Origin of the sequence: Pontivivens nitratireducens (assembly GCF_011290545.1) — a bacterium.
In the GTDB taxonomy this organism is placed as follows: Bacteria; Pseudomonadota; Alphaproteobacteria; order Rhodobacterales; family Rhodobacteraceae; genus Pontivivens; species Pontivivens nitratireducens.
Map to the genome: position 1 here is coordinate 234,171 of NZ_CP049811.1, position 17,604 is coordinate 251,774.

Sequence of the window (17,604 nt, forward strand, 5' to 3'; positions counted from 1 at the left end):
CATGGGATTACTTCCGGGATGTGAGGAAGCCGACCACCAGTCCCACGCCCGCCGCGATTGCCAGCGCGGTCATCGGCTTTTCGCGGATTGAACGCTCCGCCTCGCTGCTCAACCGGTCGAATTCGTTGCCGGCCTGATCGACCGCCATCTTTCCACGCTCCTTGAGCAACTGGGCGCGCAGTTCGATCTCTTCCTTCGTCTCATTGGCCTTTTGCTTGCCCAGAGCGGAAATCGTTTCGGTCAAACCTGCGATGTCGGCCTTCAGCGCCTCTACCTGCAGCGACAAGTCGCTGGTGCTGGGGGCGGAAGCCATATCGTTGGTCGTTTTTGCGGGAGTCTGTGCCATGCAATCTTCTCCATTCAGGTCGTTATGCCGACGCAAACTAAACGCGCGAAAGAACGCAAAAGTTCCCGCCGGCGGGCCCCGATGGCGCAAATTTGAAAAATCGAAGGAGGTTGTGGTGGCGGGGGGGAGACTTGAACTCCCGACCTCGCGATTATGAGTCGCGCGCTCTAACCAGCTGAGCTACCCAGCCACAACGGAGGTTGACTTATCCGCCCCCGTGCAGGGCGTCAAGCGGATTGCCTCAGCTTTCCGCGCATTTGCAGGGACACCCGGTTGAGCGCCACGAAATCCGCCGACCCTTCCAGAACGGCTTCGCCCAGAGCGATCGCATCTTCCAGCACCGCGTTGGGGGCGTCGATGCCCGCCGGGCGGCGCGTTTCGTTCGCCCAGGGGCGTTGCGCCGCCACATCCAGCAGAATCCGTGCAAGGTCATTTGCATCCGCCACCGGCCACGCCCGTTTCACGGCAAAGCGTGGCATCCGCCGTTCGACAAGGTCGCGCCAGCTTTGACGCAAATGATCCTCGCGCGGGTCGTCCAGCAAACTCATTTCAAAATCTCCCTTGCCAGCGCCTGACCGCTTTCAACGGCGTGGCCGCCATTGGGGCCAAGACACCAATCCCCCGCGGCCCCGATGGCCCGTTCGTCAGTCCAGAAACAGGCTTTGCCCGCTGGCGTTCGCACACGCCCGTACAACCATCGGTGCAAGGCGCGATGCGTGATCTCAGCGCCCATGGCAACCTGCCCGAACGCGGCCAGCAACTCCGCCTCGACCGAAGCGGGATCCGCATCGACATTTGCGCGCGACCAGCCCTGTGCGCCATGGACCACCCAGCGTTCGGGAACCGGATCCCGCCCCGGGCGGGACGATTGATGGATCGCCGTGAAGATCTCCGTTTCCAGCAGATCGCTGCGCATGTCGAGCGGACCGTCATAGGCGAGCATCAATGTCCAGATCGGTGACATCTGAACCTTGGAGATTTCCGCGAACACACCACCGGGCAGAAGTTCCAGCGCTTGTGGTGCGGGAATGCACAGCGCGACCTTGTCGGCCGAAACCGTTCCGCGCGCATTTTCCATCGCCAGGCTCCACTTGTCCGCGCGGCGATGCAACGCCGTCAACCGTGTGCCATGATGCACGGTCACGCCCGCCTCCATTGCGCGAGGGAGCGACGACATGCGCGGGTGCGCGACCACCCCACCGGGAACCGATGACAGACATTCCTGATAGGTGGCGATCAGATCCGCAGGCAATCCGTGAAGAGCGGCTGCCCCGTGATCGAACGCACCGAAATCACTGCGCCGTGTCGCCACGCGCCCACCCGGCCCACGGCCCTTGTCGAACACCTCTACATGAAGCCCCGCCGCAACAAGGGCACGCGCACAACTCAGACCGGCCAGCCCGGCCCCGATGACAGCCACATCCATGATTACGTTCCCCGCCTAAACTCTATGCCAAAGATGGGATGTTTATGGCGCGGGAACAGGGGTGGGGGCCGGCCCATCCGTTATTTTCCGCTGATGCGATCTGTGCTGGTTCCTGAAAACAAAAAATGCCCCAAACCGGGAACCGCAGCCGGATAAGGCAGGACTGCGCGCTCATCCCCCGAAGGCCACGTGGGCTGTCAGGATCATAGCCGATGCCCGAACATTGATCGGCTCAATCAGCGCAGGACGGCAGCGGCGTCGCGCGTGCGCGGGCCAGCCCGGCGACACTCATCCGTGCGCGCACACTTTCGCTCCAGACCTGTTCGGGGATCAGCGCCGTGGTGGGGGAGCCGAGCTGCATCAAACCCTGATGGCCGCCGATCGCGACGGCAATCTGCGACAGGCAGGCCGCGCTGCACTCCGCGCCACAAACCGCGCGGGGAAGCACCGCACGGGGATCGGTGGCCAGATCGTCCAAAACCGGATCATTGGACGCCCCCGGCATATGCCCGGCCACCGCATCGCTCAGCGAAGGCACCAGTGCCAGCGAGGCCGCCACGAGATCGTAATGCTCCCGCTTCGCCTGCGCCCGTATCGCCTCGCGCGAGAGGCGCCCCTCACCCATCTCGTGAAGCATCGCCACGGTCTGCGGCGCGGTCGGAACCCGGTCCAGATCGCGTAGAAGTTCGGCCAGATCGCCGGTGAGGCCGTCCAGCCACGAGGTTCCCGACAGACCACCGGGCGCGCGGAACAGGGCGATGCGCTCGGCCCGGTCCAGCGCGGCGATGGCGGGGCCATGCAGTTCCGCAATATGCTCGACCGTGCCCAGAAACAGGCGGGCCTCGTGATCGCCTTGGGCCGCGGCGTCGGCGATGATTTGCAAGGCGGGCAGGTCCTGCCCGTCCAACCAGTCCGCCAACGCCGTATCGAAGGACTGCGCCGCCGCCATCTGACCGCAGAAAACCAGAATGGCGGTGGTCAAGGCCCGGATCATCTCAGCCTCCACTTACCAGACTGCGCGCGAAGGCCCCCGCCTTTGCCAGCGCGGCGGGGTCGATGCCTGTTACAAAGCCACGCTGCGCCAGATGGTCAACGACGGCCTCCGTCGCGACGTTGCCCGATGCACCGGGCGCATAGGGGCATCCGCCCAGACCGCCCACGGCGGCGTCGAACGTGCGCAGTCCCCGCTCCAGCGATACATCTATATTCTCCAGCGCAGTGCCCTTCGTATCGTGGAAATGGCCAGCGAGCTGCGCGGCGGGAACGACTGGCAGGACAGCGTCCAGCATCCGGTTCGTGCTGTCCGCGTTCGCGTGGCCGATCGTGTCCCCCAGCGAGACCTCGTAGCAGCCCATCTCCATCAGGGCTTCGGCCATCCGCGCCACGTTTTCCGGCGGCACGGGGCCGTCGAACGGACAATCCGTCACGCACGACACATAGCCCCTGAGCAGGACACCTGCCTCCAACGCGGCCTGCGCCACAGGTTTCAGGCGGTCCAGGCTCTGCGCCATGGTGGCGTTGATGTTCGCCTTGGAGAATCCCTCGGACGCCGAGACGAAGATCGCAACCTCGTCCGCCTCGGCAGCCAGGGCCCCCTCCAACCCGCGCAGGTTCGGGGTCAGCGCAGCGTAGCGCACCCCCTCCCGGCGCTTGATTCCGGCCATCACATCCGCCGCGTCCGCCATTTGCGGCACCCATTTGGGGCTGACGAAACTGGCCGCCTCGATCCGGGTCAGACCTGAGGCGGACAGCATGTCCGTCAGCGCGATCTTGTCCGCTGTCGGGATCATCCGCGATTCGTTTTGCAGGCCATCGCGGGGGCCGACCTCGAACAATGTAACGTGATCAGCCATGATGCCTCCGAAGTGGGTGGGTGAGAGAAGGTGACTGCATGTTCACTCCTCCATCGGTTCAAGGCTGAGCAGGACATCGCCATCCGCGACCTGGCCACCCGGCTTCGCGGCCAGTTGTGCGACGATGCCGTCGCGGGGGGCAGTCAGTGTGTGCTCCATCTTCATCGCCTCCATCACGATCAGCGCGTCGCCCTGAGTGACCGTTGCTCCGGCCTCGGTGTTCACCACCTTGATGAGGCCCGGCATCGGGGCGATCAGAACATCACCGCCGGCCCCGGCCTCCGCCGCACGGCTGAGCGGGTCGATCCGGGTGAAGACATGCGGCACCGCCCGGTCGAACACGGTTACGATATCATTTTCGCACGCCACGCGGTAGCTCCCGCCCTCGTAACGTATATCGCTGCCGGTGGTGACGAGGCCACGGATGGGCACGTTCTGCCCGCCCTGCCCTTCATTTTGAACATCGATCTCGACATCGAAATCGCCTCCTCCCAGCACCGTGACCCGCACGAGCCGGTCGTCCAGCGTGACGCTGTGTGTCAGCGGGGTCCACAACGTGAACCCGGTCTGACCATTCGCCACACCCAGCGCCGCGATCGCGGCAATCGCCACCACGTCCGCCGGGGCGTCCGGGATGGCGGTCAGCGCCGCCTGATCCCGCTCGATCAACCCGGTATCGACCTCACCCGCGGCGAAGCCCTCGTGCCGGGTCAGCGCCGCCAGAAACGGCAGGTTCGTGACAGAACCGGCAACCACCGTCTGTTCGAGGGCACGGCGCAGCTGGCCCAGCGCGACCTCCCGCGTGGGACCGTGGGTGATCAGCTTTGCGATCATCGGATCGTAGAACGGCGTGATCTCATCCCCGGCACGCACACCGCTATCCGCGCGCACACCGTCCGGGAACTGCAATGCACCAAGGCGTCCCGTCGCGGGCAGGAAGCCCTTGGAGGCGTCCTCCGCATATAGGCGTGCCTCGAAGGCATGACCGGTGATCGAAATGTCATCCTGCCCGGCGGGCAGCGGCTCCCCCGAGGCGACCCGAAGCTGCCATTCCACCAGATCGATGCCCGTGATCTCCTCCGTCACGGGATGTTCGACCTGAAGGCGGGTGTTCATCTCCATGAACCAGAATCCGTCGGGGCGCAGACCGTCAGAGCCATCGACGATGAACTCGATGGTGCCTGCGCCGGAATAGCCGATGGCCTCCGCCGCTTTAACTGCGGCGGCACCCATGGCGCTGCGCATTTCATCCGTCATGCCGGGGGCCGGGGCCTCCTCGATCACCTTTTGATGGCGACGTTGCAGCGAGCAGTCACGCTCGAACAGATGCACGGCGCGGGTTCCATCGCCAAAGACCTGCATCTCGATATGCCGGGGGGTGGTGATCCACTTCTCGATCAGGACCGCCGCATCGCCAAAGGACGCCTGCCCCTCCCGCTGCGCACCTTCCAGACCGGCCTTGAAACCGGCGGGGGTGTCGATCTTTCGCATCCCCTTGCCGCCGCCGCCGGCGCGCGCCTTGATAAGGACGGGATAGCCGATCTTGTCCGCCTCTGCGGCCAGGAAATCGGCGTCCTGCTCTGCCCCGTGATAACCGGGCACAACGGGAACACCCGCTTCCTCCATCAGCTTCTTGGCCGCATCCTTGAGGCCCATCGCGCGGATCGCATCGGCGCTCGGCCCGATAAAGGTCAGGCCCGCCGCCTGCACCGCATCCACGAAATCGGGATTCTCGGACAGGAAGCCATAGCCGGGATGGATCGCCTGTGCTCCGGTGTCGCGCGCGGCCTGAATGATCCGGTCACCCTTGAGGTAGCTTTCCCCGACGGGTGAGGCGCCGATATGCACCGCCTCATCCGCCATCTGCACATGTTTGGCCCGCGCGTCCGCGTCCGAATAGACCGCGACGGTGGCTACACCCATTTTACGGGCCGTTTCGATGACCCGGCAGGCGATTTCGCCCCGGTTGGCAATCAGAATTTTGCTGAACATGGTCACATCCGGAACACGCCGAAACGTGTCTCCTCTATCGGGGCATTCAGGCAGGCACGCAGGGAAAGCGCCAGCACGTCGCGGGTTTTTTCAGGTGGAATCACGCCGTCATCCCACAATCGGGCGGAGGCGTAGAGCGGATGGGACTGTTCCTCGAACTGATCACGGATCGGCTGACGGAAGGCTTGCTCCTCCTCCTCCGTCCAGGTGCCGCCCTTGCGCTCGATCCCCTCGCGGCGAACGGTGGCCATGACGCCGGACGCCTGTTCACCCCCCATGACGGAGATGCGGCTGTTGGGCCAGGTCCACAAAAAGCGCGGCGAATAGGCCCGCCCGGCCATGCCGTAATTGCCCGCGCCAAAGCTGCCGCCGACGAGCACCGTGATCTTGGGCACGCGAGTGGTCGCCACAGCCGTCACCAGCTTGGCACCATGCCGGGCGATCCCCTCATTCTCGTATTTGCGGCCCACCATGAAGCCGGTGATGTTCTGCAGGAAGATCAGCGGAATCTTGCGCTGGCTGCACAGCTCCACGAAATGCGCGCCCTTCTGGGCGGCCTCCGAAAACAACACGCCATTGTTGGCGATGATGCCCACCGGGCAGCCCTCGATATGGGCGAAGCCAGTGACGAGCGTCTTGCCGAACCGCTCCTTGAACTCATCGAAGCGTGACCCGTCCACGATCCGGGCAATCACCTCGCGGATGTCGTAGGGCGTGGTCAGCGCGGCGGGCACGACGCCCGTTATCGTTTCAGGCGCGAATGCCGGCGGCTCGGGCTGCTGCCATTCCACCGTGGCGGGCGGCGTCAGGTTGAGGTTGCCGACCGCCTGTCGAGCCAGCGCCAGTGCGTGCGCGTCGTCTTCCGCCAGATAATCCGCGACGCCCGACAGGCGGGTGTGCACATCGCCGCCGCCCAGATCCTCGGCCGTGACGACCTCACCGGTCGCGGCCTTTACCAATGGCGGACCGGCGAGGAAGATCGTCCCCTGTTCCTTGACGATGATCGTGACATCCGACATCGCGGGCACATAGGCCCCGCCGGCGGTGCACGATCCCATCACCACCGCGATCTGGGGAATCCCGGCAGCGGACATGTTCGCCTGATTGAAGAAGATGCGTCCGAAATCGTCGCGATCCGGGAACACCTCATCCTGATTGGGCAGGTTCGCCCCGCCCGAATCGACGAGGTAGACGCAGGGCAGACGGTTCTGTTCCGCGATTTCCTGCGCGCGCAGGTGCTTCTTGACGGTCATGGGGTAGTATGTGCCGCCCTTGACCGTGGCATCGTTGCACAAAACCATGCATTGTCGCCCGGCGACCTGTCCGATCCCCGCGATCACGCCTGCGCAGGGGGCCACGCCGTCATACATTCCGTGCGCGGCGGTGGCGCCGACCTCCAGAAACGGCGTGCCGGGGTCCAGCAGGTTCGCCACACGCTCACGCGGGGGCATCTTCCCGCGGGAGATGTGACGCTCCAGCGCCTTTTGCCCGCCACCAGCGGCGGCGATCCGGGCTGCTTCGGCGATATCGGCTGCTGCCGCTGCATGGGCGGCGCGGTTTGCCTCATATGCGTCGGAACCGGGCAATGCGTCCGTGTTTAACCTGCTCATGTGCTCACTCGTTCTTTCATTCCTGCGTCTCCTCAATCGTTTCGGCATAACCGCGCGTCGCCAGCCAGCGTTCGCGGTAAGCATATTTTGCGGCCAGTGCCACATCGCTCAGAAAGGCTGCATTCACCGATGCCCCGATCACGGTGCCAAAGATCGGAACGATCTGTCCGGCCTTGCGCTGCGCCAGGTTCACGCCAAGCTGTTCGGACAGTTTGCGGATCGCGGTGACACTGGCGGTGCCCGGGCCGCCCATGCGGGCGATGGCCTGATAATCGTGATCCTGAATCGCCTCGGGGCGGTTGACTGCATCGACGAAGCGCAGGGCCTTTTCCTTGTCCGCGCGGTCGTTCGCACCGGCCAGCGACAGGATGCTCAGGACGAAACTGCGCTCTGCCTCGCCGCTTTCGCCGAATCCGTAGCACAGCCCAACGGACCGTGCGGTGCGCATCGCCAGCGCGATGGATGTCGGCACGTCCACCATCAATCCCACCGCCCCCACGGCCCCGGCCGCGCCGCCTGATGTCATTCCGTATCCGATTGCCCAGCGGCGGGCCTCGTGCGCGGCGTCGTCACATGCGTTCAGATCATTGAAATCGTGATCGAGCAGCGCACGGCGCAATGTGGCGTTCGCTGCGAAATCCGCGCCGGTCAGCGCCAGTTCAATCGCCTCGATCGGAAGCAGACGTGACGCGATCCAGCCCGCAGGGCGAGAGATTGCCCGCGCGAACCGGGGCAGAATCGCCGGCTTTTGCGCACGATACAGCGATTGCTGCGCCATGATTGCACGGTAAGCCTCCACCGACAGGGGGGTCCGTCGCGGTGCGGCGACCTCCTCCTCACGCGGGGTGGAAATATCATTCACCATCTACGAACCTCCGATCCGAAAGCGAGAGCCCCTTCACGATGTCATCGTGGAGTGCACCCCACAAGGCATACCCCGCAAGGCAACGGTCATCAGCGTGCTTGCTCTTCTCTGATCTCCCGTATTTCCCGGTCGAGAAAGAAACTGATCGCGGATCGGATGATCACCAACAGGCCCAGGAACAGCAGATCGTAGAGCTTCAGGCTCAACGCCGTATGGATGATGTCCGACACGATCAGCAGCTCCAACCCGGCGAGGATGTAGCGGCCCAGCTCCTGCCGTTCATGGTTGATGCCGTCCACCCGCCGTGCCGACTGCTTGCTGAACTCCGCCTTCACAACGCCGAGGACGAAGCGCACGGCCCCGATCAGCATCAGCGCGATGGCCAGCAGATCTATCCCGACCGCGATCCATTCCAGCCCGTGCGCCAACCCGGACAACGGACCGTGCAAAATGCCCGGCGATTGTTCGGGAAGGCTCTCCATCAGGCAGTGGCTTTCATCAATTCGCGACCGCACAGCATCCGGCGAATCTCGCTGGTGCCGGCACCGATTTCCATCAGCTTGGCATCACGCATGATCCGGGCCAGCGGCGAATCGTTCAGGAACCCTGCCCCGCCCATGGCCTGCACACCCTGAATGGCCTGCATCATCCCCTGTTCGGAACAGTACAGCACACAGGCCGCCGCATCCTGCCGGGTCACCTGACCACGGTCACACGCTGCCGCGACTGCGTAGAGATAGGCCCGCGCGGTGTTCATCGCAGTGTACATGTCCGCGATCTTTCCCTGCATCAGCTGGAAATCACCGATCTTTTGCCCGAACTGCTTACGCTCATGCATATAGGGCATGACGTGGTCGAGGATGCCGTGCATCAATCCGACACCGATGCCTGACAGCACCACACGCTCGTAATCCAGCCCAGACATCAGGACGTTCACGCCCTTGCCTTCCTCACCCAGAATATTCTCGAACGGCACTTCGACGTCCTCGAATATCAATTCCGCCGTGTCCGATCCGCGCATTCCCAGCTTGTCGAAATGCGGACCGACGCTGAAGCCGCTCATTTCCCTTTCGATCAGGAAAGCCGTCAGGCCGCGCGGTCCCGCATCCGGGTCCGTCTTGGCATAGACGACCAAGGTCGATGCCTGCGGCGAATTGGTGATCCAGTACTTGTTGCCATTCAGAACGAAGCGGTCGTTGCGCTTCTCGGCACGAAGGCTCATGGAAACGACGTCGGATCCGGCGCCAGCCTCGGACATGGCCAGCGATCCGACATGCTCACCGCTGATAAGTTTCGGCAGGTATTTTGCCTTCTGCGCGGCATTGCCGTTCAGTGAGATCTGGTTGACGCACAGGTTGGAATGCGCCCCGTAGCTGAGGCTGACGGAGGCCGATGCCCGCGCGATCTCCTCCACCGCGACGGCGTGAGCCAGATAGCCCATTCCCGCGCCGCCGTCCTCCTCAGACACTGTGATGCCCAGCAGGCCCAGATCGCCCATTTCGCGCCACAACTCGGTGGGAAACTCGTTTTTGCGATCAATCTCGGCGGCCATAGGGGCCACACGGTCCTGTGCCCAGCGGTGCACCATATCGCGCAGCGCTTCGATTTCCTCACCCAATGCGAAATTCATGGATGCGTTGAACATTGCTTTCCTCCAGATGCGATCATGGCCGCTTTCGGGGGATATGAACATATGTTCAGTTATCTGGCAACCAGCTTGTGCGCCCCCGTTTCAGACCGCCTTAAATCAGGCGACTTCGCGCCACATTGTCGCCGCCACGGCCCCCAGCCAAACCATGGTAACCAGGCCCAGCCCACGTTCCCATGCACCGTCGAAACCGGTCGGCAGCATGAAGAATATGATCGCGCCAATCCCCCAAAGGCCGGCACAGGTGTAGCTGAACATAGCCATTCCGCGACGATACTTGTCCAGATCCTGCGCCATGGAGATCATAGCCGCAGCAAACAGAATCCCCAGCCCGTAGACCAGATAGATATGGATGACGACGCCCTCCTGATCGCTGTCTCCGTATTCGTTGCGCGCACCTACCACCACGACGATGGCGGCCAGACATGCCAGCGCGAACACGCCCAGCGTCCAGCGATGCCCGCCGGGGTGAATATGCGCCGCGCCCAGACCGATGCCCAGCAGCCCCGCCGCATAACCGTACAGGGCCACGTCCTGAATGATCTCGTACCGTCCTGCGGCCAGATCGCTGATCGTATCGGCAACCCAGTCGTGACCGGGCACGACGATACTGCCGATGATGTTGCCCAGCAGCAGCGTCACGATCCCCGCGAAACCCAATACCGCACAGATGCCCAGCATCAGCCTGTTGGGCGGGCGGCCCGGGTAAGCCCGTCCCAGCTTTGTGTCGTCTGCCATGTCGTCCTCCATGCGATGTGACTATCAACCTCGTTCGCTGCAGGAAGGTTCCGCCGGGGTGCAAGACGCGGGAAGTCTTTGCGACCGGCTCCGCCCTGCCCTATAAGGCGCGCAGATCGCAACGGAGGCCCCCCATGCGCAGCGCCACCATCACCCGCAAGACCGCGGAAACGGACATCACGGTCGAAATCGACCTGGACGGAACCGGTCGGTACGACAACCGGACCGGCGTCGGATTCTTTGATCACATGCTTGACCAATTGTCGCGCCACGCACTGATCGACATGACGGTCAAATGCCAGGGCGACCTGCACATCGACGACCACCACACGGTTGAGGATGTGGGCATCGCGCTGGGTCAGGCCCTGACGCAGGCCATGGGCGACAAGCGCGGCATCGTGCGCTATGGCGCGTGCCTGCTGCCGATGGACGATACGCTGGTGCGCGCCGCGCTGGACCTGTCGGCGCGGCCCTATCTGGTGTGGAAGGTCGATTTCACCGCCCCCGCGATCAAGGGGTTCGACACCGAGCTGGTGCGCGAATTCTTTCAGGCCTTCGCGACCCATGGCGGCATCACCTTGCATGTCGAGAAACTGGACGGCATCAACTCCCACCACATCGCCGAGGCCGCGTTCAAAGCCGTGGCCCGCGCCCTGCGCGACGCGCTGGAAACCGATCCGCGCAAGGGCGACGCGATCCCCTCGACAAAGGGAATGCTGTGACCTGCGCGATCATCGACTACGGCTCGGGCAACCTGCACTCGGCCGAGAAATCCTTTCAGCGGATGCGGCGTGAGGCTGGTGGACCCGAAATCACCGTCACCTCCGACCCCGAGGCCGTGCTGCGTGCCGAACGGATCGTCCTGCCCGGCGTCGGCGCCTTTGCCGACTGTCAGGCGGGCCTGATGGCCGTACCCGGCATGGTCGAGGCCCTGCGCCAGCGGGTCGAGTCGGGCACGCCCTTCATGGGGATCTGCGTCGGCATGCAACTGCTGGCCACCGTCGGGCGGGAGTTCGGCGACACGCCCGGCCTGGGGTGGATACCCGGCGCGGTTACGGCATTACAGCCCTCGGACCCGGCGCTGAAGGTGCCACATATGGGATGGAACGAACTGCATATCGACCGCCCCCACCCGATCTTCGACGGGGTGGAACCGGGGGAGCACGCCTATTTCGTGCACTCGTATCATGTGACCCCTGACGACATCTCCCACCGTCTGGCGCACGTGAACTATGGCACGAAGGTCACCGCCGCCATCGGTCGGGACAACATCGTCGGCACGCAATTTCACCCCGAGAAAAGCCAGCGGACCGGGCTCCGTGTCATCGCGAATTTCCTGAACTGGGCACCCTAGATGGACCTTGAGCAGATCCTGCACGAGATCACGCAGGACATGGCCACACGGCCTGATCGTGGGCGCGTCGCCAACTATATTCCGCAGCTTGCCTGCATTGATCCCGATCAGTTCGCGATTTCCGTCTGCCTCGCGGATGGGACGCAATATTCCTGCGGCGATGCGGATATGTCGTTCTCGATCCAGTCGGTGTCCAAGGTCTTCGCCCTTGCCCTCGCGCTGGGACGTGTGGGCGATCATCTGTGGACCCGCGTCGGGCGCGAACCCTCGGGTCAGGCCTTCGATTCGATCCTGCTGCTGGAGCAGGAAAAAGGCCGCCCGCGCAATCCGTTCATCAACGCGGGCGCCATCGTCACCACCGACACCTATCTCGAAGGTCACAGCCCGGCGGAGGCGCTCGGCGGTCTGATGCGCTTCGTCCGGGAGGCGGCGGATGATGAGGATATCCACATCGACGATTCGGTCGCCCGGTCCGAGATCGCGACCGGCCACCGGAACTTCGCGCTGGCACATTACATGCTGTCCCACGGCAATCTGCGCCACGCGCCGGACCTGACGCTGGGCACCTATTTTCACCAATGCGCCATCGCGATGAACACCGCACAACTGGCGCGGGCGGGGCGGTTCCTGATGAACTCCCCCGATCTGGTGCGGATGCTGTCGCCGGGTCGGGTGCGCCGGATCAATGCGTTGATGATCACCTGCGGGCAATATGACGGATCGGGTGATTTCGCCTACCGGGTCGGCCTGCCGGGGAAAAGCGGTGTGGGCGGCGGCATTCTGGTGATCGCACCGGGGCAGGCCTCGATCGCGGTCTGGTCGCCGGGGCTGAACCACTACGGCAACTCGCATCTGGGCACATTGGCCGTTGAAACGCTGGCCCGCGACACCGGCTGGTCGATCTTCGGCTAGACCGCTTGTGGAAAGGGCGGCGGACCCTCGCCCGCCGCTCCAAAAATCGCCGGATCAGTTCATGCGCGTCCAGTTCTGCGAGCGGCAGATGAACAGTACGCAGCCCGATACCTCCAGAGTGTTTCCTGACAGGGACATCTTGGAATCGTAGGTCTTGTCCTGATCGGGCGCCCAGATCGTGCCCTGCGCCCAATTGCCCGGATTGGTCGGCTGCATGTCCCAGATGATCGGCTTTCCGATGATCGTCTGATCGCCGGCGGAACCGTCAGCCTCGAACACGCCGGTGATCGTTCCGCAGGTCTGTGCGGCGTTCGCGGCGCAATTGTCGATGGCGACCGTAACATAGCTGCCGGTCTCACCCGGTTCGGATTGCCACATTCCGTTGACGTCCTGCGCCTGCGCGGCCAGCGGTGCGCCCAGAACCAGAGCCGTCGCCAAGATCATTTTCTTCATTTTTTCCTCCCGTTTATTATTGCAAGGAAATCTGATGCGCTGTCGCGGCGCGGTCAACTGCGACGTAACGGGACACGCAGGCTTTGCAAAACCGCGCCCGGCCCGTTACGTGCAAGCGACCCTTGCGAATGGAGCCGCTGCGATGATCCTCTACCCTGCTATCGACCTGAAGGACGGGGCCTGCGTGCGCCTTTACAAAGGCGACATGGACAAGGCGACGGTGTTCGGCGAAGACCCGGCAGCGCAGGCGCGCAGTTTCGTGGATGCGGGTTGCGAATGGCTGCACCTTGTGGACCTGAACGGGGCCTTCGCCGGCAAACCGGTGAACGCAGCGGCGGTCGAAGCGATTCTGGCCGCGACGAACGTTCCCGCACAATTGGGCGGCGGCATTCGCGACATGGCAACGATCGAGGCTTGGCTGGACAGGGGCTTGGCTCGCGTCATCCTGGGCACCGTCGCGGTGCGCGATCCCGCGCTGGTCAAACAGGCCGCGAAAGCCTTCCCCGGCAAGGTCGCCGTGGGCATCGACGCGCGCGACGGTATGGTCGCGGTGGAGGGCTGGGCGGAAACGACGGACATAACCGCCACCGATCTGGCCCGCCAGTTTGAGGATGCCGGTGTCGCCGCCATCATCTACACCGACATCGACCGGGACGGCGCGATGCAGGGCCCGAACGTGGCGGCGACGGCGGCGCTCGCCAATGCGGTATCCATCCCGGTAATCGCATCGGGCGGTGTCTCATCCCTCGACGATTTGCGCGCGCTCAAGAGCAGCGGCGCGGCACTGGACGGCGCGATCTCGGGCCGTGCGCTTTACGACGGCAAGATTGATCTGGCCGAGGCCGTCGCCCTGCTGAAATCTCAGTAGAAAATGACGGTCGCCAGAAGGGCGAAGGCCGAAAAGAGTGCGAACGCGTTCAGTGCCATGATTTCCTCCATTTGCGCTGAGACTGATCTCGAAATATGAACGCTTCGTGAAGTCAGGAGTTCCCATGTTGAAGACCCGCATTATTCCCTGCCTCGACGTGAAGGCGGGACGCGTCGTGAAGGGCGTCAACTTCGAGGGCCTCGTGGATGCGGGCGACCCAGTTGAGGCGGCGATCGCCTACGATGCCGCCGGTGCGGATGAGCTGTGTTTCCTCGACATCGCGGCGACTCTGGAAAATCGCGGCACCATGTTCGACGTGGTCAGCCGCACGGCGGAACAGTGCTTCATGCCCCTGACCGTGGGCGGCGGCGTGCGCACCATCTCCGACGTGCGCGCCCTGCTGCTGGCGGGCGCGGACAAGGTCAGCTTCAACTCCGCCGCCGTCGCCAACCGCGATGTGATCGACGCGGCGGCCGAAAAATTTGGCGCGCAGTGCATCGTCGTGGCTGTGGATGCCAAGACGGTCGCGCCGGGCCGCTGGGAAATCTTCACCCATGGCGGCACGAAGCCGACCGGCATCGACGCTGTGGAGTTCGCCACCGACATGGCCCGGCGCGGCGCGGGGGAAATCCTGCTGACCTCGATGGACAAGGACGGCACGAAATCCGGCTACAACCTGCCCCTGACCCGCGCGATTTCTGACGCCGTACCCGTTCCGGTGATCGCCTCGGGCGGGGTCGGTACGCTGGATCACCTGGTCGAGGGCGTCACCGAAGGCGGCGCGAACGCCGTGCTCGCCGCCTCGATCTTTCACTTCGGCACCTTCACCATAGGCGAGGCCAAGGCCCACATGGCCGCCGCCGGCATCCCGATGAGGCTGACATGAACGTCCTGAACAGACTCGCTGAAACGATAGCCCAGCGCGCCGGGGCCGATCCCGACAGCTCCCACACAGCGCGGATGCTGTCCAAGGGGCCGGAAAAATGCGCCGAGAAATTCGGCGAGGAAGCCATCGAGGCGATCATCGAAGCCGCGAAGGGCGACACCGCCAAATTGACCTACGAGGCGGCGGATGTCGTTTATCACCTGATGGTCATGCTGACCGCCCGCGGGGTCGCCTGGGCGGACGTTCTGACCGAGCTGGAGCGCCGCGAGGGCACATCCGGCATCGCCGAGAAAGCATCTCGCTCGTGACCACGATCCTGTTCAACAAGCCGTTCGACGTCCTCAGCCAATTCACGGATGAGGGCACGAAGGATTCCACCCGCCGTACACTCTCCGATTTCATCGACATCAAACATGTCTACGCCGCCGGGCGGCTGGATCGTGACAGCGAGGGGTTGCTGGTTCTGACGGATGACGGGCAGCTACAGGCACGCATCGCCAACCCGCGTCACAAGACGCCGAAGACGTATTGGGTTCAGGTCGAGGGCGCGCCCACCGACCGCGATTTGGCCCCACTGCGCAGCGGCATCACCCTCAAGGACGGCAAGACCGCCCCGGCCGAGGTCGCGTTGATCGAGCCGCCGAAGGTTTGGCCCCGGACCCCGCCCGTGCGCTTTCGCAAGAGCGTTCCCGATTGCTGGCTGCAAATCACGATACGTGAGGGGCGCAACCGGCAGGTGCGCCGCATGACAGCCGCAATTGGCTTTCCCACCTTGCGCCTGATCCGCTACGCCGTTGGCGATTGGACCTTGGACGGGATTGAAAGCGGCAGCTGGCGCAGAGGATAACTGGAAAAGCACAGCCATTAGGATCGCCCAAGATGTGTCCGCATCAGCTTTCAAAGGTGAGACCCGAGTTCGCTAAGGTAGCGAAAAATCTTGCCCCAATTCTGTATGATTTACCGCCCGTCGTCATTTCCATCGACGGAAGGCCGGGTGTAGGCAAGACGACGCTCGGTCGCTTTCTCGCGTGGAACTTCAACATGACCCTTGTGGAAAGCGATCTTTTTCTCAATCGCCATGTCGGCACGTTGGTCTACAGATTGGATCACCTCAAGCCAATCTTCGAAGCTCGGCTCAGGAAACGCCCGATACTCGTTGAGGGGGCTGTCTCCCTTCGCCTCTTAGCCCAACTGGGATATATCTCGACCTATCATATTCGGGTAACCGCTGAGGGTGCCGGCGGAGATTCCATCTTAGATAGCGAGATGGAGAAGTACCTCAACGACTACCCAACACATGATCATGCGAATCTAATAATAGATCTGCCTATTCGTTATGACTGACAAACCTAGGCCGACTTGGTGATCTCGCGGAAGACATCCTCCAGATCCGGTTCCTCGGTCGCCATGTCGCGGATTACCACGCCCTGATTGCGCAGATGATCCAGCAGGTCCATCGCCGAATGGGCCGATTTGCGGTAGCTCAAAACCAGTGAGCCATCCTCGCGCCGCTGACCGCGGACGCCTTCGGGCAGCGCGGGCACGTCGGTGCCGTCGGTCGTGACCACCAGTGCCTTGCGGTCCATCCGGGCGAGCAGGTTCACCGTATCGTCGCACGCCACCAGATTGCCCTGAGAGATAATGCCGATCCGGTCGCACATCTGCTGCGCTTCCTCCAGATAATGCGTGGTCAGGATGATCGTGGTGCCTGCGTCGTTCAACTCTCGGACGTAATCCCACAGCATCTGACGCAATTCGATGTCGACGCCGGCCGTCGGCTCATCCAGCACCAGAACCTGCGGCGCGTGCACCAGCGCCTTGGCCACCAGAAGCCGTCGCCGCATTCCGCCCGACAGGGTGCGAGCATAGGCCTCTGCCTTGTCCAGCAGACCGACCTTCGCCAGAATCTGATCGGTGCGCCGCTGCGACTTGGGCACGCCGTACAGACCGGCCTGCACCTCCAGCGCGCCACGGGGGGAGAAGAACGGATCGACGTTCAGTTCCTGCGGCACCACCCCGATGGAGGCCCGCGACATGCGCGGATTCGTATCCTGATCGAATCCCCAGATGCGGACGGAACCGGAGGTCTTGTTCGTCAGGCCCGCCAGAATGTTGATGGTCGTAGATTTGCCGGCGCCGTTCGGCCCCAGCAGACCGAAGATCGAGCCCTGAGGAATGTCCAGATCCAGACCTTCCAGCGCGACCTTGTCCTCACCACCACCCTGACCGGCATACACCTTGCGAAGCGCCCTGAGTTCGATTGCATTTTCCATTGCGTCGCTCCTTCGCATCGCGTCCTGCGGCTTCGTTGTCAGAGAAGACCTCCGGGCCTTGTCGCCGGGGGTGCTATCGCTATCATGTGCGCCAACGCGATGTAGGCCGTTCGGCCCGCAACACCAAGTCCTATCCAAGTTCCGGCGGAGAACCATATGACCATTCAGGCCCCCGAAGTCGAGTACGTGACCAAGACCCGCATCCATTGCGACGGCGGTGGGGCCGGCCTCGGCCATCCGCGCGTCTGGTACACGATCGCACCCGAGGAAGGGTTCGTCGAATGCGGCTATTGCGACAAGAAATTCGTGCTGGAGGGCAGCGTCGCTGACGACCGCTGACACCCTCGCACGCGGGCTGGTGGCAATCACAAGGGCCAGTT

Annotated in this window: 22 protein-coding genes and 1 tRNA gene; 9 read left to right on the forward strand and 14 right to left on the reverse strand. The window is 63.5% G+C overall.

The features are described from left to right. Positions 1 to 7 precede the first annotated feature (7 nt). The 12 genes from G8E03_RS01135 to G8E03_RS01190 all read right to left on the reverse strand — a co-directional run bounded on the left by G8E03_RS01135 (position 8) and on the right by G8E03_RS01190 (position 10,478). Positions 8 to 346: an ElaB/YgaM/YqjD family protein gene (locus tag G8E03_RS01135; RefSeq protein ID WP_166187675.1), complete on the reverse strand. Its 339-nt coding sequence runs from the start codon at positions 344 to 346 to the stop codon at positions 8 to 10. Between the two features lie 113 nt (positions 347 to 459). Next, positions 460 to 536 (reverse strand) — tRNA-Met (locus tag G8E03_RS01140). A 37-nt stretch (positions 537 to 573) separates the two neighbouring features. Then, positions 574 to 894 carry a GCN5-related N-acetyltransferase gene (locus tag G8E03_RS01145; RefSeq protein ID WP_166187678.1) on the reverse strand — a complete coding sequence of 107 codons (321 nt, stop codon included), beginning with the start codon at positions 892 to 894 and terminating at the stop codon, positions 574 to 576. Beyond that, complete coding sequence (locus G8E03_RS01150) at positions 891 to 1,772, reverse strand: NAD(P)/FAD-dependent oxidoreductase (protein ID WP_166187680.1); 882 nt, start codon at positions 1,770 to 1,772, stop codon at positions 891 to 893. The genes G8E03_RS01145 and G8E03_RS01150 overlap by 4 nt, the downstream gene beginning before the upstream one ends. Before the next feature lie 232 nt (positions 1,773 to 2,004). Further along, positions 2,005 to 2,766 carry a hypothetical protein gene (locus G8E03_RS01155; protein WP_166187683.1) on the reverse strand — a complete coding sequence of 254 codons (762 nt, stop codon included), beginning with the start codon at positions 2,764 to 2,766 and terminating at the stop codon, positions 2,005 to 2,007. A gap of 1 nt (position 2,767) precedes the next feature. After that, positions 2,768 to 3,625, reverse strand: coding sequence for a hydroxymethylglutaryl-CoA lyase (locus G8E03_RS01160; RefSeq protein WP_166187685.1), 858 nt, complete (start codon positions 3,623 to 3,625; stop codon positions 2,768 to 2,770). Positions 3,626 to 3,667: 42 nt separating this feature from the next. Continuing rightward, complete coding sequence (locus G8E03_RS01165; RefSeq protein WP_166187687.1) at positions 3,668 to 5,617, reverse strand: acetyl/propionyl/methylcrotonyl-CoA carboxylase subunit alpha; 1,950 nt, start codon at positions 5,615 to 5,617, stop codon at positions 3,668 to 3,670. Positions 5,618 to 5,619: 2 nt separating this feature from the next. After that, on the reverse strand, positions 5,620 to 7,227 hold the full coding sequence (locus G8E03_RS01170; RefSeq protein ID WP_166187689.1) for a carboxyl transferase domain-containing protein: 1,608 nt from the start codon (positions 7,225 to 7,227) through the stop codon (positions 5,620 to 5,622). Positions 7,228 to 7,243: 16 nt separating this feature from the next. After that, on the reverse strand, positions 7,244 to 8,092 hold the full coding sequence (locus G8E03_RS01175; protein WP_166187691.1) for an EcsC family protein: 849 nt from the start codon (positions 8,090 to 8,092) through the stop codon (positions 7,244 to 7,246). A gap of 89 nt (positions 8,093 to 8,181) precedes the next feature. After that, complete coding sequence (locus G8E03_RS01180; protein WP_166187694.1) at positions 8,182 to 8,574, reverse strand: DUF1622 domain-containing protein; 393 nt, start codon at positions 8,572 to 8,574, stop codon at positions 8,182 to 8,184. Continuing rightward, on the reverse strand, positions 8,574 to 9,737 hold the full coding sequence (locus G8E03_RS01185; RefSeq protein WP_166187696.1) for an isovaleryl-CoA dehydrogenase: 1,164 nt from the start codon (positions 9,735 to 9,737) through the stop codon (positions 8,574 to 8,576). Before G8E03_RS01185 ends, G8E03_RS01180 begins: the two co-directional genes overlap by 1 nt. Positions 9,738 to 9,839: 102 nt before the next feature. Beyond that, positions 9,840 to 10,478 (reverse strand): DUF998 domain-containing protein, encoded by a 639-nt coding sequence (locus G8E03_RS01190; RefSeq protein ID WP_240910381.1) that lies wholly within the window; start codon positions 10,476 to 10,478, stop codon positions 9,840 to 9,842. Positions 10,479 to 10,612: 134 nt separating this feature from the next. Here G8E03_RS01190 and hisB point away from each other — a divergent pair, with 134 nt between their 5' ends. The 3 genes from hisB to G8E03_RS01205 are packed head-to-tail and all read left to right on the forward strand — an operon-like array spanning position 10,613 to position 12,744. After that, positions 10,613 to 11,200: an imidazoleglycerol-phosphate dehydratase HisB gene (hisB, locus tag G8E03_RS01195; RefSeq protein WP_166187698.1), complete on the forward strand. Its 588-nt coding sequence runs from the start codon at positions 10,613 to 10,615 to the stop codon at positions 11,198 to 11,200. Then, entirely contained in the window at positions 11,197 to 11,832 is a 636-nt protein-coding gene (hisH, locus tag G8E03_RS01200) for an imidazole glycerol phosphate synthase subunit HisH (RefSeq protein ID WP_166187700.1), read from the forward strand. Before hisB ends, hisH begins: the two co-directional genes overlap by 4 nt. Further along, positions 11,833 to 12,744, forward strand: a complete 912-nt coding sequence (locus tag G8E03_RS01205; protein WP_166187703.1) for a glutaminase — start codon at positions 11,833 to 11,835, stop codon at positions 12,742 to 12,744. A gap of 54 nt (positions 12,745 to 12,798) precedes the next feature. Here the strand turns inward: G8E03_RS01205 and G8E03_RS01210 are convergent, their stop codons facing one another. Next, positions 12,799 to 13,197, reverse strand: coding sequence for a DUF2147 domain-containing protein (locus G8E03_RS01210; RefSeq protein ID WP_166187706.1), 399 nt, complete (start codon positions 13,195 to 13,197; stop codon positions 12,799 to 12,801). A 142-nt stretch (positions 13,198 to 13,339) separates the two neighbouring features. On the opposite strand from G8E03_RS01210, the gene hisA reads away from it, so the two are divergent. The 5 genes from hisA (at position 13,340) to G8E03_RS01235 (ending at position 16,295) form a co-directional block, all read left to right on the forward strand. Continuing rightward, the gene (hisA, locus tag G8E03_RS01215) at positions 13,340 to 14,065 is read left to right on the forward strand and encodes a 1-(5-phosphoribosyl)-5-[(5-phosphoribosylamino)methylideneamino]imidazole-4-carboxamide isomerase (protein ID WP_166187709.1); all 726 of its coding nucleotides are present in this window, start codon (positions 13,340 to 13,342) and stop codon (positions 14,063 to 14,065) included. Positions 14,066 to 14,189: 124 nt separating this feature from the next. Further along, positions 14,190 to 14,951 (forward strand): imidazole glycerol phosphate synthase subunit HisF, encoded by a 762-nt coding sequence (gene hisF, locus G8E03_RS01220; RefSeq protein WP_166187711.1) that lies wholly within the window; start codon positions 14,190 to 14,192, stop codon positions 14,949 to 14,951. Then, positions 14,948 to 15,259 carry a phosphoribosyl-ATP diphosphatase gene (locus tag G8E03_RS01225; RefSeq protein ID WP_166187714.1) on the forward strand — a complete coding sequence of 104 codons (312 nt, stop codon included), beginning with the start codon at positions 14,948 to 14,950 and terminating at the stop codon, positions 15,257 to 15,259. Before hisF ends, G8E03_RS01225 begins: the two co-directional genes overlap by 4 nt. Further along, positions 15,256 to 15,798 (forward strand): pseudouridine synthase, encoded by a 543-nt coding sequence (locus tag G8E03_RS01230; RefSeq protein WP_430693230.1) that lies wholly within the window; start codon positions 15,256 to 15,258, stop codon positions 15,796 to 15,798. The genes G8E03_RS01225 and G8E03_RS01230 overlap by 4 nt, the downstream gene beginning before the upstream one ends. A gap of 32 nt (positions 15,799 to 15,830) precedes the next feature. Continuing rightward, positions 15,831 to 16,295 (forward strand): hypothetical protein, encoded by a 465-nt coding sequence (locus G8E03_RS01235; RefSeq protein ID WP_166187717.1) that lies wholly within the window; start codon positions 15,831 to 15,833, stop codon positions 16,293 to 16,295. Positions 16,296 to 16,300: 5 nt separating this feature from the next. On the opposite strand, the gene G8E03_RS01240 is transcribed toward G8E03_RS01235, so the two are convergent. Beyond that, complete coding sequence (locus G8E03_RS01240) at positions 16,301 to 17,224, reverse strand: ABC transporter ATP-binding protein (RefSeq protein WP_240910382.1); 924 nt, start codon at positions 17,222 to 17,224, stop codon at positions 16,301 to 16,303. A 156-nt stretch (positions 17,225 to 17,380) separates the two neighbouring features. Between G8E03_RS01240 and G8E03_RS01245 the strand changes: the two genes are divergently transcribed. Beyond that, positions 17,381 to 17,563 (forward strand): zinc-finger domain-containing protein, encoded by a 183-nt coding sequence (locus G8E03_RS01245; protein ID WP_166187722.1) that lies wholly within the window; start codon positions 17,381 to 17,383, stop codon positions 17,561 to 17,563. The last annotated feature ends 41 nt before the right edge of the window (positions 17,564 to 17,604 follow it).